The following is a 13,063-nucleotide window of genomic DNA, read 5'->3' as shown; positions in this document are numbered from 1 at the left end:
ACTTTTCTACAGGCGAAAAAAGGGGCGGTATGACCCGCCCACATTTTTTCCCTAGTCCCTGTATTCCTTTTCATCGTCCTGATGAATCGCATCCTGCGACATTCCTTCAAACCATCATTCCGTGATGGCCGTGCCAATCCGTGGACACAGGGCTGATGTTAGAGAATCCCAAAATAAGTTCAACGGGATCCAACTGGGCGACTGAAGGGCGCGGGCGTTTACACAGAGATGAATAACTGTTTTATTTCAATCAGTTAGAAACATCGCTCACGGATTCGAGACGCTCACACCCTGTAAAAAAACCGAATACCTACAAAAAAGTAAGCGAATGCTTACACAGGTTACTGCGGAAAAAGCGTAACGAGCCTGACAGGTAACGTTCCTACGCAAGGTTCAGTCGTCGCTGACCGTGATCGTCGGCATCGCGGGAGCAATCGCTTCCTGCAGCACTATCCGCGCGCCCACATGGCGGGCCAACTCCTGGTAGACCATGGCAATCTGACCATCGGGCTCGGCAGCCACAGTAGGCTTGCCGCCGTCGGCCTGTTCACGAATGGCCATCGACAGCGGCAACGAAGCCAGCAGTTCGACACCGTATTGAGTCGCCAGCTTCTCGCCACCACCCTCACCGAACAGATGCTCGGCATGGCCGCAGTTGGAGCAGATGTGAACGGCCATGTTTTCCACCACCCCCAGCACCGGGATGTTGACCTTGCGGAACATTTCCACGCCTTTCTTCGCGTCCAGCAATGCCAGGTCCTGAGGCGTGGTGACGATCACCGAGCCGGCCACCGGGACTTTCTGCGCCAGGGTCAGCTGGATATCGCCGGTACCGGGCGGCATGTCGATTACCAGGTAGTCCAAATCGCCCCAGGCGGTCTGGGTGACCAGTTGCAGCAACGCACCGGAGACCATCGGCCCGCGCCAGACCATCGGCGTGTTGTCATCGGTCAGGAAAGCCATGGACATGACCTCTACGCCCAGGGACTCGATCGGCACAAACCACTTCTGGTCCTTGACCTTCGGCCGTGTACCTTCGGCGATGCCGAACATCACACCCTGGCTCGGACCATAGATATCGGCGTCGAGGATGCCCACGCGCGCGCCTTCGCGGGCCAGGGCCAAGGCCAGGTTGGCGGCGGTGGTGGATTTGCCCACACCGCCCTTGCCCGACGCCACGGCGATCACATTCTTGACGTTGGCCAGGCCAGGGATCTGCGCCTGGGCCTTGTGCGGCGCGATCACGCACTGGATATCGACCTTGGCCGAGCGCACGCCATCGAGGCCTTCGATGGCTATTTGCAACATCTGCGCCCATCCGCTTTTGAACAGGCCAGCGGCATAGCCCAGCTCCAACCGGACCGATACCTGGTCACCCTGGACCTCGATAGCCCGTACACAGCCGGCACTGACCGGGTCCTGGTTCAAATAGGGGTCGGTATACTGGCGAAGAACGGCTTCCACCGCTGCGCGATTGACGGCGCTCATGGGCAACTCCCGAAAAAAGACTGACTGAAACAGGCGGCTATCCTAACCGTTCCAGACCGCCAGCGGCATGCTTTCGCAGGGATGGAAAATTCTGAAACAGCACCACGGGGTGAAATAAATTTCCCGGCGCTTTATAGTGGCCGACCTCCGTTTCATCAAGTAGCCGAGCCCCATGTCCGAGCCACGCAAGATCCTCGTCACCAGCGCCCTGCCCTATGCCAATGGTTCCATCCATCTTGGCCATATGCTTGAGTACATCCAGACCGATATGTGGGTGCGCTTCCAGAAGCATCGCGGCAATCAATGCATTTACGTCTGCGCGGACGACGCCCACGGTTCGGCCATCATGTTGCGCGCCGAAAAGGAAGGCATCACCCCGGAACAACTGATCGCCAATGTGCAGGCTGAACACAGCGCCGACTTTGCCGAGTTCCTGGTGGATTTCGACAACTTCCATTCGACCCACTCCGACGAAAATCGTGAGCTTTCGAGCCAGATCTACCTGCGATTGAAGGAAGCCGGGCACATCGACCAGCGGTCGGTCACCCAGTACTTCGATCCGGAAAAGAAAATGTTCCTGGCCGACCGCTTCATCAAGGGCACCTGCCCGAAATGCGGCACCGCAGACCAGTACGGCGACAATTGCGAAAAATGCGGCGCGACCTATGCCCCGACTGACTTAAAGGATCCGAAGTCGGCCATCTCCGGCGCCACCCCGGTGCTCAAGGATTCCCAGCACTTCTTCTTCAAGCTTCCGGATTTCCAGCAGATGCTGCAAACCTGGACGCGCAGCGGCACCCTGCAGGACGCCGTGGCCAACAAGCTCGCCGAATGGCTCGACAGCGGCTTGCAGCAGTGGGACATCTCCCGCGATGCGCCGTACTTCGGCTTTGAAATCCCGGGCGAGCCGGGCAAGTACTTCTACGTGTGGCTGGATGCGCCGATCGGCTACATGGCCAGCTTCAAGAACCTCTGCGACCGCACGCCGGAGCTGGACTTCGATGCGTTCTGGGGCAAAGACTCCACCGCTGAGCTGTACCACTTCATCGGCAAGGACATCGTCAACTTCCACGCGTTGTTCTGGCCGGCGATGCTCGAAGGTTCGGGCTTCCGCAAGCCGACCGGCATTGCCGTGCACGGCTACCTGACGGTGAACGGGCAGAAGATGTCCAAGTCCCGTGGCACCTTTATCAAGGCGCGCACCTACCTGGACCACCTGTCGCCGGAGTATCTGCGTTACTACTATGCATCCAAGCTGGGCCGTGGCGTCGACGACCTCGACCTGAACCTGGAAGACTTCGTCCAGAAGGTCAACTCGGACCTGGTCGGCAAGGTCGTCAATATCGCCAGCCGTTGTGCCGGGTTCATCCATAAGGGAAATGCGGGGGTACTGGTCGCGGAAAATGCCGCTCCGGAACTGACCGATGCGTTCCTGGCCGCCGCGCCGAGCATCGCCGACGCCTATGAAGCCCGTGACTTTGCCCGTGCAATGCGCGAAATCATGGGCCTGGCTGACCGTGCCAATGCCTGGATTGCGGACAAGGCACCCTGGTCGCTGAACAAGCAGGAAGGCAAAGAGGCCGAGGTTCAGGCGATCTGCGCCACCGGCATCAACCTGTTCCGTCAGTTGGTGATCTTCCTCAAGCCGGTGCTGCCGCTGCTGGCCGCCGACGCAGAAGCGTTCCTCAACGTCGCGCCACTGACCTGGAATGACCACGCCAAGCTGCTCAGCAACCACCAGTTGAACGCGTTCAAGCCCCTGATGACCCGCATCGACCCGGTGAAAGTCCAGGCCATGTCCGACGCTTCGAAAGAAGACCTGGTCGCCAGCCAGACGGATACCGGTTCGACTGCGCCCGCAGGTAATGGCGAGCTGGCCAAGGACCCTATTTCCGATGAAATCGAGTTCGACACCTTTGCCGCCGTGGACTTGCGCGTTGCACTGATCGTCAAGGCCGAAGCCGTGGAAGGTGCCGACAAGCTGCTGCGCCTGACCCTGGATTTGGGCGGCGAGCGACGCAATGTGTTCTCCGGCATCAAGAGCGCTTACCCGGACCCGTCCAAGCTCGATGGTCGCCTGACCATGATGGTCGCCAACCTGAAGCCACGAAAAATGAAGTTCGGCATATCTGAAGGCATGGTGATGGCGGCTGGCCCTGGCGGCGAAGAAATCTACCTGCTAAGCCCGGACAGCGGCGCCAAGCCGGGTCAACGCATCAAGTAACCCCTGCAAGATGCCCTGGCGCTTCGGCGCCGGGGCTTTTCAGCCTGCACCGGTGGGCCTGGCGTCAACGCTATGATCAAAGCATGAACCTCATTCAACGTATCGACGCGCTGCTACCGCAGACTCAATGCGGCAAGTGCGGGCACCCGGGCTGCAAGCCTTACGCCGAAGGCATCGCCAACGGCGAGGCAATCAACAAGTGCCCACCCGGAGGCCAGGAAACCATCGCCGGGCTCGCGCAATTGCTGGGTGTGCCAGTGCTGGCCCTGGATACCCGCCGTGGAGACGCGCCGGCGCAGATCGCCTATATCCGTGAGGCCGAATGCATCGGTTGCACCAAATGCATCCAGGCTTGCCCGGTGGACGCCATCGTGGGCGCCGCCAAGTTGATGCATACGGTAATTATCGACGAGTGCACCGGTTGCGATCTGTGTGTAGCGCCCTGCCCTGTCGACTGCATCGAACTGCGCCCACTCGCTGACGTCTTGCCTATCGTAGGCGGCCTGGCGGGCAGCGATCACGAACGGCACGAACGTGGCCTCAAACGCGACCGCGCTCGGCGGCGTTTCGAACAGCGCAACGCGCGCCTGCAGCGTGAGGAAGCCTGCAAGCTCGCCGAACGCCTGGCGCGGGCCAAACGCACGGCCCCGGTGGCCGCGGCACAAGCTGATCCCCACCAGGCCGTTCAGGATGCCGCGATCAAGCAAGCCAAAATCAATCTCGCCATGAGCCGTGCTCAACTGCACAAGTCCCTGAAGGCGTTTGGGCATCCGCCGACTTATGAGCAGCAGTCGCAATTGATTGTCCTGCAAAGGCAGTTCGAAGCCTCGGAGCAGGCGCTTGCCGCGCTGGAAGGCAACAGCCCGCCAACGTTGCCGACCACCCAGGGCCCTGAGCTCAAACGCGCCAAGATTCAACTGGCGATGCGCCGGGCCGAGTTGAAAAAGGCCCAGGATCAACAAGCTGATGAACAACAACTGGCCAGCCTGAGCGCCGCGCTGAACGCCGCCGAGCAGATGCTGCATGATGCCGAGGCCGACGCCACCGGCAACACCTGACCCACAGCTGACGCTGCACTGTGTATTGCTACAATCACGTCGACCGCCTGCAAGGAAACGTCCGCCCTTATGAACGCTGCAAAACGCCTGGAAATTTTCCGCAGGTTTCACGAAGACAATCCGGAACCTAAGACTGAGCTGGCGTACTCTTCGCCGTTCGAGCTGTTGATCGCGGTGATCCTGTCGGCCCAATCCACCGACGTTGGCGTCAACAAGGCCACGGCCAAGCTGTTCCCGGTGGCCAATACGCCAGAGGCTATTTATGCCTTGGGTGTGGAGGGATTATCGGAGTACATCAAGACCATCGGCTTGTACAACAGCAAGGCCAAGAACGTGATCGAGACGTGCCGCCTGCTCATGGAGCTACACGCCAGCGAAGTGCCGCAAACCCGGGAAGCCCTGGAAGCGTTGCCCGGAGTCGGGCGCAAGACCGCTAACGTGGTGCTCAACACCGCGTTCCGTCAACTCACCATGGCGGTGGACACCCATATTTTTCGCGTCAGCAACCGAACCGGCATCGCTCGCGGCAAGAATGTGGTCGAGGTCGAAAAACAACTGATGAAGTTCGTGCCCAAGCCCTATCTGCTTGATTCGCACCATTGGCTAATTCTTCACGGGCGCTATGTTTGCCAGGCGCGCAAGCCTCGATGTGGCAGCTGCAGGATCGAAGATCTATGCGAATACAAGCACAAGACATCCGACGATTGAGGGTTCCGGGGTTTTCTCTATCCATCGATTGAAAAAATCTTTTTTACCCGTTCGTGGATTATCGCTATAAGGGGCGCCAACGGCAGTCTTAGCCTGGAGTGAACCTATGAGCACTGGCAAAGAACAAATCGAAGTTGATGACGACCTGGTGGAGCTGGAAGACGATGAGGCGCCAGCGCCCGTCGCAGAGGTAGCCAAGACCAATTTGAGCAAACGCCGAACTATCGACAATCTTCTGGAAGAGCGACGCTTACAGAAACAATTGGCCGATTACGACTTCGATCTTTGACCCTCTGGCAGACGGTCGGAAGCCTCCCTGACGGAGGCTTTTTTGTGCCGGTTGTTACAGGAACGTCAGAGCGGCGGAGCGCCCTGCTCACACCAAGCCATTGCGTTGGGCCAGTTCTATCAAGTCGACCAGGGAGCGGGCATTGAGCTTCAATAGCAGGCGCGTCTTGTAGGTGCTGACGGTCTTGTTGCTGAGGAACATGCCATCGGCGATTTCCTTATTGGTTTTGCCACGGGCCAGTTGCTGGAGCACCATCATTTCCCGCCCCGACAAACGTTCAACCATGTCAGCTTCACTGGCGTTGCCCATCGTGGAGCGTACCGAATTGAGCGCCTGGTTCGGGAAATAGCTGTAGCCGGAAAGCACTGCCTTGATGGCGCTAAGCAACTCGGTCAAGTCCTGCTGCTTGCACACGTAGCCGGCAGCCCCGGCCTGCATGCAGCGCATGGAAAAATGACCAGGTGCCTGGGACGTCAGCACCAGTACCTTGAACGATACGGCTTGCTTGGTTGAAGCTAACCGACAAATAACTTCAAGGCCATCGAGCTTGGGTATTCCAATATCCAGTATGACAATGTCCGGCATATGTTCCCGCGCAAGTTGTAACGCATCGACACCGTTATCAGTCTCGGCAACGACCTCATAACCATGACGTTCCATTAGCATGCGCACAGCAAGCCGAATGACGGGATGATCATCCACGATCAGCACTTTATTCATGAGAAAGTCCAATTTCGCTGTTCGAATTATTTAGAGAAAGCACAATAGCCTAGTCATCTGCTAGTTGGCATAGCGCCCCCCCCGAGCAACAGTAGGCAGAGACCCAACCCACAGCAAGATAGGAATTAACCTACAAAAATTCGCCAACTTTAAGGTATTCGGCTTTATGGAGCCTTTCAGACCTTTCCCTGCTCGTACATATTTTGAGTGAAATATCCTCATCCCCGGGTGTACGCGGTAAACGCGGCGCACATGCCTTTCAGGAAATGCCCCTTGTATGACACCGCACCGTAAACGAAGGGCTGAAAAAACCGCATCAGTTTCAGTTCCATTTAACATATTTATACACACTCCATTTTCCTACAGAAAATTCCATAAATTACATCTCAATTGCTCCTACATGAGTGAAAATTCTGTAAGACATAGTTCCTATTCAGATGTAAAAAACCTTTCCTTGGAGAAGTAAAATGCTGAAATTAAAAAACATCTGTATGGTTTTTAAGCAGATCCCTTAAACAAACACTAAACGTTTGTAAACGTCGCACCTCAATTAATGCCCGTATGGGTATATTCAGGACAAAAAAAAGCCCCTTGCATAAGGGGCCTTTTCAGGACAAGCGAAACAGTCAGAACAACTTGCGGCCTTTGTTGGCCGCGATGCGCATGCGCAAGGCGTTCAACTTGATGAAGCCCGCTGCATCCGCCTGATTGTAGGCACCGCCATCTTCCTCGAAGGTAGCGATGTTGGCGTCGAACAGTGATTCATCAGACTTGCGACCGGTCACGATCACATTGCCCTTGTACAGCTTCAGGCGCACGACGCCGTTCACATGAGCCTGGGAGGCGTCGATCATCTGCTGCAGCATCAGACGCTCAGGGCTCCACCAGTAACCGGTGTAGATCAGGCTGGCGTACTTGGGCATCAGCTCATCTTTGAGGTGGGCCACTTCACGGTCCAGGGTAATGGACTCGATGGCGCGGTGAGCGCGCAGCATGATAGTGCCACCCGGTGTTTCATAGCAGCCGCGGGACTTCATACCCACGTAACGGTTCTCGACGATGTCGAGACGGCCGATACCGTGTTCACCACCGATACGGTTCAAGGTTGCCAGTACGGTGGCTGGGGTCATCTCGACACCATCCAGCGCGACGATATCGCCGTTGCGGTAGGTCAGTTCCAGATATTGCGGCTTGTCTGGAGCGTTCTCCGGGGAGACGGTCCATTTCCACATGTCTTCTTCGTGCTCGGTCCAGGTGTCTTCCAGCACGCCGCCTTCATAGGAGATGTGCAGCAGGTTGGCATCCATCGAGTACGGGGACTTCTTCTTGCCGTGACGCTCGATCGGGATCGCGTGCTTTTCAGCGTAATCCATCAGCTTTTCACGGGACAGCAGGTCCCATTCACGCCAAGGTGCGATCACTTTCACGCCAGGCTTGAGGGCGTAGGCACCCAGTTCGAAACGCACCTGGTCATTGCCCTTGCCGGTGGCGCCATGGGAAATGGCATCTGCGCCGGTTTCGTTGGCGATTTCGATCAGGCGCTTGGCGATCAGCGGACGGGCGATGGAGGTACCGAGCAGGTATTCGCCTTCGTAGACAGTATTGGCGCGAAACATCGGGTAGACGAAATCGCGGACGAACTCTTCGCGCAGGTCGTCAATGTAGATCTCTTTCACGCCCATGGCTTGCGCCTTGGCACGTGCAGGTTCGACCTCTTCGCCCTGACCCAGGTCAGCGGTGAAGGTCACCACTTCACAGTTATAAGTATCCTGCAGCCACTTGAGGATCACCGAAGTGTCCAGGCCGCCGGAATACGCGAGAACGACCTTGTTTACGTCGGCCATGCCATCACTCCACGGGGTTGTACGGAAAGGCGACGATTCTACCGATCAAAACCGTGAAATTACAGGGGCGCGACAGCAAATGAAGATAAAGCGACAGATTATGTCGAACGCGCGACCGATGGTCGCACGTTATGAGGTGGCGGCGGGGTTGCTGGGTGCGGCGGCCTGGGGCGCCGGTTTCTCGGGCGCTGCCACACGCTCGAGCTGCACGTTGACCCGACGGTTGCGGGCGCGGTTGGCGGCATTGGTGTTGGGCGCCAAGGGGTAGCTTTCGCCGTGGAAGCGCAGGGTGATCTGCGACTCCTGGATGCCATTGGCCTTGAAGTAGTCCATCACCGCCAAGGCGCGGCGTCGCGAGACATCGCGATTGGTCAAGCGGTTGCCGCTGTTATCCGAATGGCCGTTCAACTCGATATGGTTGACGGTGGGGTCAGCTTTCATGAACGCGACAATCACCGACAGCTTCTTCTTGGCCGCGGCATCCAGCTCGATGCCCCCCCCGGGGAAGCCGACTTCCGTCTGCTTGACCTGATCGTAATTCATCGGCAACAGCTTGGTAGTACACAACTGATAGTCGGTGTAGGCCTTGTTGAATTTCACCGGCAGCAGGCGAATCTCCGAGTAACCACCCTCGCGACCGTAATGTCGCACGGTCGGGCTGCGTCCTTCGAGCAAGCCAGTGAACAACCGCCCGGCCTGGGCCTGGGAGCTGTTAAACAGCACATCACCACTGCCGACGCGTACCGCACCGAGGTTGATATCGCCGCGGCCCGGTTGCCAGGGCGCGGCGGCGGCCAATAATGTGGCGGAGCCGGCACCGAGCGAACCGTTATAGGCTTTCAGGCGAAATGTCGCCTGCTCACCCGCCCGGCGCACGAACTCACCCGAGCCGAAATCGGCGATCGGCTGGGTCAGTCGGCACTCGAACTGATCGCCCTCCACCTTCCACTCAATATTCTCCAGACGTGTCTGGAACGTGAGGGCCATCGCGGGCAGGCTGGCGAACACACTGAGCAGGGCTAGATAATGCTGGCGCACGGGAGGCTCCACTGGTTTCTACAACACTTCAAAGCGTCATACATCGTTAAGGCATACCCAGAGCTATCGGTCGCATCCTGCAAAACTTGATAGCGAGTGCCTGCACGAGTCTTTTCCGGTAGCATTCCCTCCAGATTGACCCGCCTGGAATCCCCAATGTCCGACCGCCTGACCCTGCTGCGTCCCGACGACTGGCATATTCATCTTCGCGATGGTGCTGCGTTGCCCCAAACCGTGGCCGATGTAGCGCGCACGTTTGGCCGTGCCATCATCATGCCTAACCTGGTACCCCCGGTGCGTAACGCGGCCGAAGCCGATGCCTATCGCCAGCGAATCCTCGCTGTGCGCCCGGCCGGCAGCCGCTTCGAACCGCTGATGGTGCTCTACCTTACCGACCGCACCCAGCCTGAAGAAATTCGTGAGGCCAAGGCCAGCGGTTACGTTTACGCCGCCAAGTTGTACCCGGCGGGCGCGACCACCAACTCCGATTCCGGCGTCACCAGCATCGACAAGATCCTGCCGGCCATCGAAGCCATGGCTGAGGTTGGCATGCCGCTGTTGATTCACGGTGAAGTCACCCGTGGCGATGTCGACGTGTTCGATCGCGAGAAGATCTTCATCGACGAGCACATGCGCCGCGTGGTCGAGCTGTTCCCGACGCTCAAGGTGGTGTTCGAACACATCACCACCGCAGAGGCCGTGCAGTTCGTCACCGAGGCTTCGGCCAACGTCGGCGCGACCATCACCGCGCATCACCTGCTGTACAACCGCAACCACATGCTGGTGGGCGGGATTCGGCCGCATTTCTACTGCTTGCCGATCCTCAAGCGCAACACCCATCAGGTGGCTTTGCTGGATGCCGCCACCAGCGGCAGCCCGAAGTTCTTCCTCGGTACCGACTCCGCGCCCCACGCGCAGCACGCCAAGGAAGCCGCCTGCGGTTGCGCGGGGTGCTACACCGCGTTTGCTGCCATCGAGCTGTACGCGGAAGCGTTCGAACAACGCAACGCCCTGGACAAGCTCGAAGGCTTCGCCAGCCTCAATGGCCCGCGCTTCTATGGCCTGCCGGCGAATACCGACAGCATTACCCTGGTTCGTGAAGACTGGACCGCCCCTGCCAGCCTGCCCTTTGGCGAGTTGACCGTTATCCCGCTGCGCGCCGGTGAAACACTGCGCTGGCGCCTGCTGGAGGAAAGCAAGTGAGTGAAGACCATTACGATGACGACCAGGAACACGCCGGTGGAGGCGGTTCGCGCCACCCAATGGCCGAACGTTTCCGTGGCTACCTGCCTGTCGTTATCGACGTAGAAACCGGCGGCTTCAATTGCGCCACCGATGCATTGCTGGAAATTGCCGCGACCACCATCGGCATGGACGAGCAAGGCTTCGTGTACCCGGAACACACCCACTTCTTCCGCGTCGAGCCGTTTGTAGGGGCCAACATCGAAGCGGCAGCCCTGGAGTTCACCGGGATCAAGCTCGATCACCCCTTGCGCATGGCAGTGAGTGAAGAAGCGGCGCTGACCGACATCTTCCGTGGCGTACGCAAGGCGCTGAAGGCCAATGGCTGCAAACGCGCGATCCTGGTCGGGCACAACAGCAGTTTCGATCTGGGCTTCCTGAACGCCGCCGTGGCGCGCCTGGACATGAAACGTAACCCGTTTCATCCATTCTCCAGCTTCGACACCGCTACGCTCGCCGGCCTGGCCTATGGTCAGACCGTACTGGCAAAAGCCTGCCAGGCCGCCGGTATCGATTTCGACGGTCGCGAAGCCCATTCGGCCCGCTACGACACCGAGAAGACCGCCGAGCTGTTCTGTGGCATCGTCAATCGCTGGAAACAGATGGGCGGCTGGGAAGATTTCAACGACTGAGGTTGAATCCCGCGCATAAAAAAACCGGCCTTTCCAGGCCGGTTTTTTTCTACCCTGAATCTGGCTTACAGCTTGCCAGCGTTCTCGGTCAGGTAAGCCGCAACACCTTCGGTGGAAGCGGTCATGCCTTTGTCGCCTTTTTTCCAGTTGGCAGGGCAGACTTCGCCGTGCTCTTCGTGGAATTGCAGAGCGTCGACCAGACGGATCAGCTCTTCCATGTTACGGCCCAACGGCAGGTCGTTGATGATCTGCGAGCGCACGACGCCCTTGTCGTCGATCAGGAACGCGCCACGGAATGCCACGCCGCCTTCGGATTCAACGTCGTAGGCCTTGGCGATATCGTGCTTCATATCGGCTGCCATGGTGTATTGGACTTTGCCGATGCCGCCATCATTGATGGCGGTGTTGCGCCAAGCGTTGTGAGTGAAGTGGGAGTCGATGGAAACGGCGACCACTTCAACATTGCGCGCCTTGAAATCGTCCATGCGGTGATCCAGAGCGATCAGCTCGGATGGGCAGACGAAGGTGAAGTCCAGCGGGTAGAAGAACACCAGGCCGTATTTGCCTTTGATGGCTTCAGACAGCTTGAAGCTGTCTACGATTTCGCCATTGCCGAGAACGGCGGGTACGTCGAAATCCGGGGCTTGTTTGCCGACGAGTACGCTCATTGGATATCTCCTGATGAAGGGGTGACGATTGAAGTAACAGGACCAGCGTCGAGTCTGCCTTGTCTCAGCGACAAACCTGTGACGCGGTCACGCTTCGTAAAGACTGACCATCATACACCGAAAAAACCGTTCGTCAGCGCGCAGGCAATGTGCGTGCGATCGTTGATGAAACTACTTTGACAATCATTCTCGTTAACATTAAGATCCATCGCACTCAAGCCCTAAACCCGCGACGGTTCTCCCTTATGTATGTGTGCCTCTGTACTGGCGTCACCGACGGACAAATCCGCGAAGCAATCTATGAAGGTTGCTGCAGCTACAAGGAAGTGCGCGAAACCACCGGCGTTGCCAGCCAGTGCGGTAAATGCGCATGCCTCGCCAAGCAAGTGGTACGGGAAACCCTCACGCAGTTGCAGACAGCCCAGGCTGGCGTGCCCTACTCAGCAGAATTTACACACGCTTAAATAGGCGTGTTTTAAAGAACCGGACTCCGTGTCCGGTTTTTTTATGCCTGCAATTCAATTAGTTAGCGCCAAGACGCGGAACACAAACATTCTTATTCCGATTAATTTTCATTTATTATTCAATAACTTAGGTTTGACACCAGGTTTTTCGCCGCTCAAACTCTGCCCCTACACAGCGATTACAGGGCAGGACCCCAGTCATGAAAGGCGACATCACAGTCATCCAGCAACTCAACAAAATCCTTGCCAATGAACTGGTCGCGATCAATCAGTACTTTCTGCATGCACGCATGTATGACGATTGGGGCCTGGAAAAGCTGGGCAAACGCGAATACAAGGAATCGATCAAGGCCATGAAGGACGCCGATGCGCTGATCAAACGCATCCTGTTCCTCGAAGGCCTGCCGAATGTACAGGACCTGGGCAAGCTGAATATCGGCGAGCACGCCCAGGAAATGATCAGCAGCGACCTGGGCTTTGAACGCAAGAGCCACAGCGACCTCAAGGCCGCCATCGCTCACTGCGAAGCCACTGGCGACTACGGCAGCCGCGAGTTGCTGGAAGATATTCTTGAAGACCAGGAAGAGCACATCGACTGGCTGGAAACCCAACTGGGCCTGATCGACAAAGTCAGCCTGGAGAACTACCTGCAATCGCAGATGGGCGAATAACCCCGTAGTTCTTGTTT

13 protein-coding genes are annotated in these 13,063 nt (G+C 57.7%); 8 read left to right on the top strand and 5 right to left on the bottom strand.

The genetic code is table 11. The annotated features are described in order from the left end of the window. Positions 1-393: 393 nt before the first annotated feature. Complete coding sequence (gene apbC, locus C4J93_RS05795; protein ID WP_124366015.1) at positions 394-1,488, bottom strand: iron-sulfur cluster carrier protein ApbC; 1,095 nt, start codon at positions 1,486-1,488, stop codon at positions 394-396. A gap of 172 nt (positions 1,489-1,660) precedes the next feature. Between apbC and metG the strand changes: the two genes are divergently transcribed. The 4 genes from metG (at position 1,661) to C4J93_RS05775 (ending at position 5,767) form a co-directional block, all read left to right on the top strand. After that, positions 1,661-3,712 (top strand): methionine--tRNA ligase, encoded by a 2,052-nt coding sequence (gene metG / locus C4J93_RS05790; RefSeq protein ID WP_124369818.1) that lies wholly within the window; start codon positions 1,661-1,663, stop codon positions 3,710-3,712. An 83-nt stretch (positions 3,713-3,795) separates the two neighbouring features. Then, positions 3,796-4,770 carry an electron transport complex subunit RsxB gene (gene rsxB / locus C4J93_RS05785; protein ID WP_124428812.1) on the top strand — a complete coding sequence of 325 codons (975 nt, stop codon included), beginning with the start codon at positions 3,796-3,798 and terminating at the stop codon, positions 4,768-4,770. Positions 4,771-4,839: 69 nt separating this feature from the next. Continuing rightward, complete coding sequence (gene nth, locus C4J93_RS05780; RefSeq protein ID WP_124361520.1) at positions 4,840-5,478, top strand: endonuclease III; 639 nt, start codon at positions 4,840-4,842, stop codon at positions 5,476-5,478. 106 nt (positions 5,479-5,584) lie between these two features. Continuing rightward, a complete protein-coding gene (locus tag C4J93_RS05775; protein WP_124361519.1) occupies positions 5,585-5,767 on the top strand; it encodes a PA3496 family putative envelope integrity protein in 183 nt (60 codons plus the stop codon). Between the two features lie 87 nt (positions 5,768-5,854). On the opposite strand, the gene C4J93_RS05770 is transcribed toward C4J93_RS05775, so the two are convergent. From C4J93_RS05770 to C4J93_RS05760, 3 genes are all read right to left on the bottom strand, one after another. Further along, entirely contained in the window at positions 5,855-6,487 is a 633-nt protein-coding gene (locus C4J93_RS05770) for a response regulator transcription factor (protein ID WP_003188986.1), read from the bottom strand. A 626-nt stretch (positions 6,488-7,113) separates the two neighbouring features. Next, entirely contained in the window at positions 7,114-8,331 is a 1,218-nt protein-coding gene (locus tag C4J93_RS05765) for an argininosuccinate synthase (RefSeq protein WP_065886002.1), read from the bottom strand. A gap of 129 nt (positions 8,332-8,460) precedes the next feature. Further along, positions 8,461-9,369: an OmpA family protein gene (locus C4J93_RS05760; RefSeq protein ID WP_124428811.1), complete on the bottom strand. Its 909-nt coding sequence runs from the start codon at positions 9,367-9,369 to the stop codon at positions 8,461-8,463. Between the two features lie 156 nt (positions 9,370-9,525). On the opposite strand from C4J93_RS05760, the gene pyrC reads away from it, so the two are divergent. Together pyrC and rnt are read left to right on the top strand one after the other, a co-directional pair. After that, positions 9,526-10,572 carry a dihydroorotase gene (pyrC, locus tag C4J93_RS05755; protein WP_124369815.1) on the top strand — a complete coding sequence of 349 codons (1,047 nt, stop codon included), beginning with the start codon at positions 9,526-9,528 and terminating at the stop codon, positions 10,570-10,572. Then, positions 10,569-11,243 carry a ribonuclease T gene (gene rnt, locus C4J93_RS05750; RefSeq protein WP_124361515.1) on the top strand — a complete coding sequence of 225 codons (675 nt, stop codon included), beginning with the start codon at positions 10,569-10,571 and terminating at the stop codon, positions 11,241-11,243. The genes pyrC and rnt overlap by 4 nt, the downstream gene beginning before the upstream one ends. A 65-nt stretch (positions 11,244-11,308) precedes the next feature. Here rnt and C4J93_RS05745 read toward each other — a convergent pair whose 3' ends face one another. Then, positions 11,309-11,911, bottom strand: coding sequence for a peroxiredoxin (locus C4J93_RS05745; protein ID WP_124361514.1), 603 nt, complete (start codon positions 11,909-11,911; stop codon positions 11,309-11,311). Positions 11,912-12,156: 245 nt separating this feature from the next. Here C4J93_RS05745 and C4J93_RS05740 point away from each other — a divergent pair, with 245 nt between their 5' ends. Beyond that, positions 12,157-12,375 (top strand): bacterioferritin-associated ferredoxin, encoded by a 219-nt coding sequence (locus C4J93_RS05740; RefSeq protein ID WP_124365113.1) that lies wholly within the window; start codon positions 12,157-12,159, stop codon positions 12,373-12,375. Positions 12,376-12,575: 200 nt separating this feature from the next. Next, complete coding sequence (gene bfr, locus C4J93_RS05735) at positions 12,576-13,046, top strand: bacterioferritin (protein ID WP_124428810.1); 471 nt, start codon at positions 12,576-12,578, stop codon at positions 13,044-13,046. Positions 13,047-13,063: the final 17 nt, after the last annotated feature.

This window comes from Pseudomonas sp. R2-37-08W (genome assembly GCF_003851705.1).
Taxonomy (GTDB): Bacteria; Pseudomonadota; Gammaproteobacteria; order Pseudomonadales; family Pseudomonadaceae; genus Aquipseudomonas.
The sequence above is the reverse complement of the archived record's forward strand: the minus strand, read 5'-3'. Positions and strand labels throughout refer to the sequence as shown.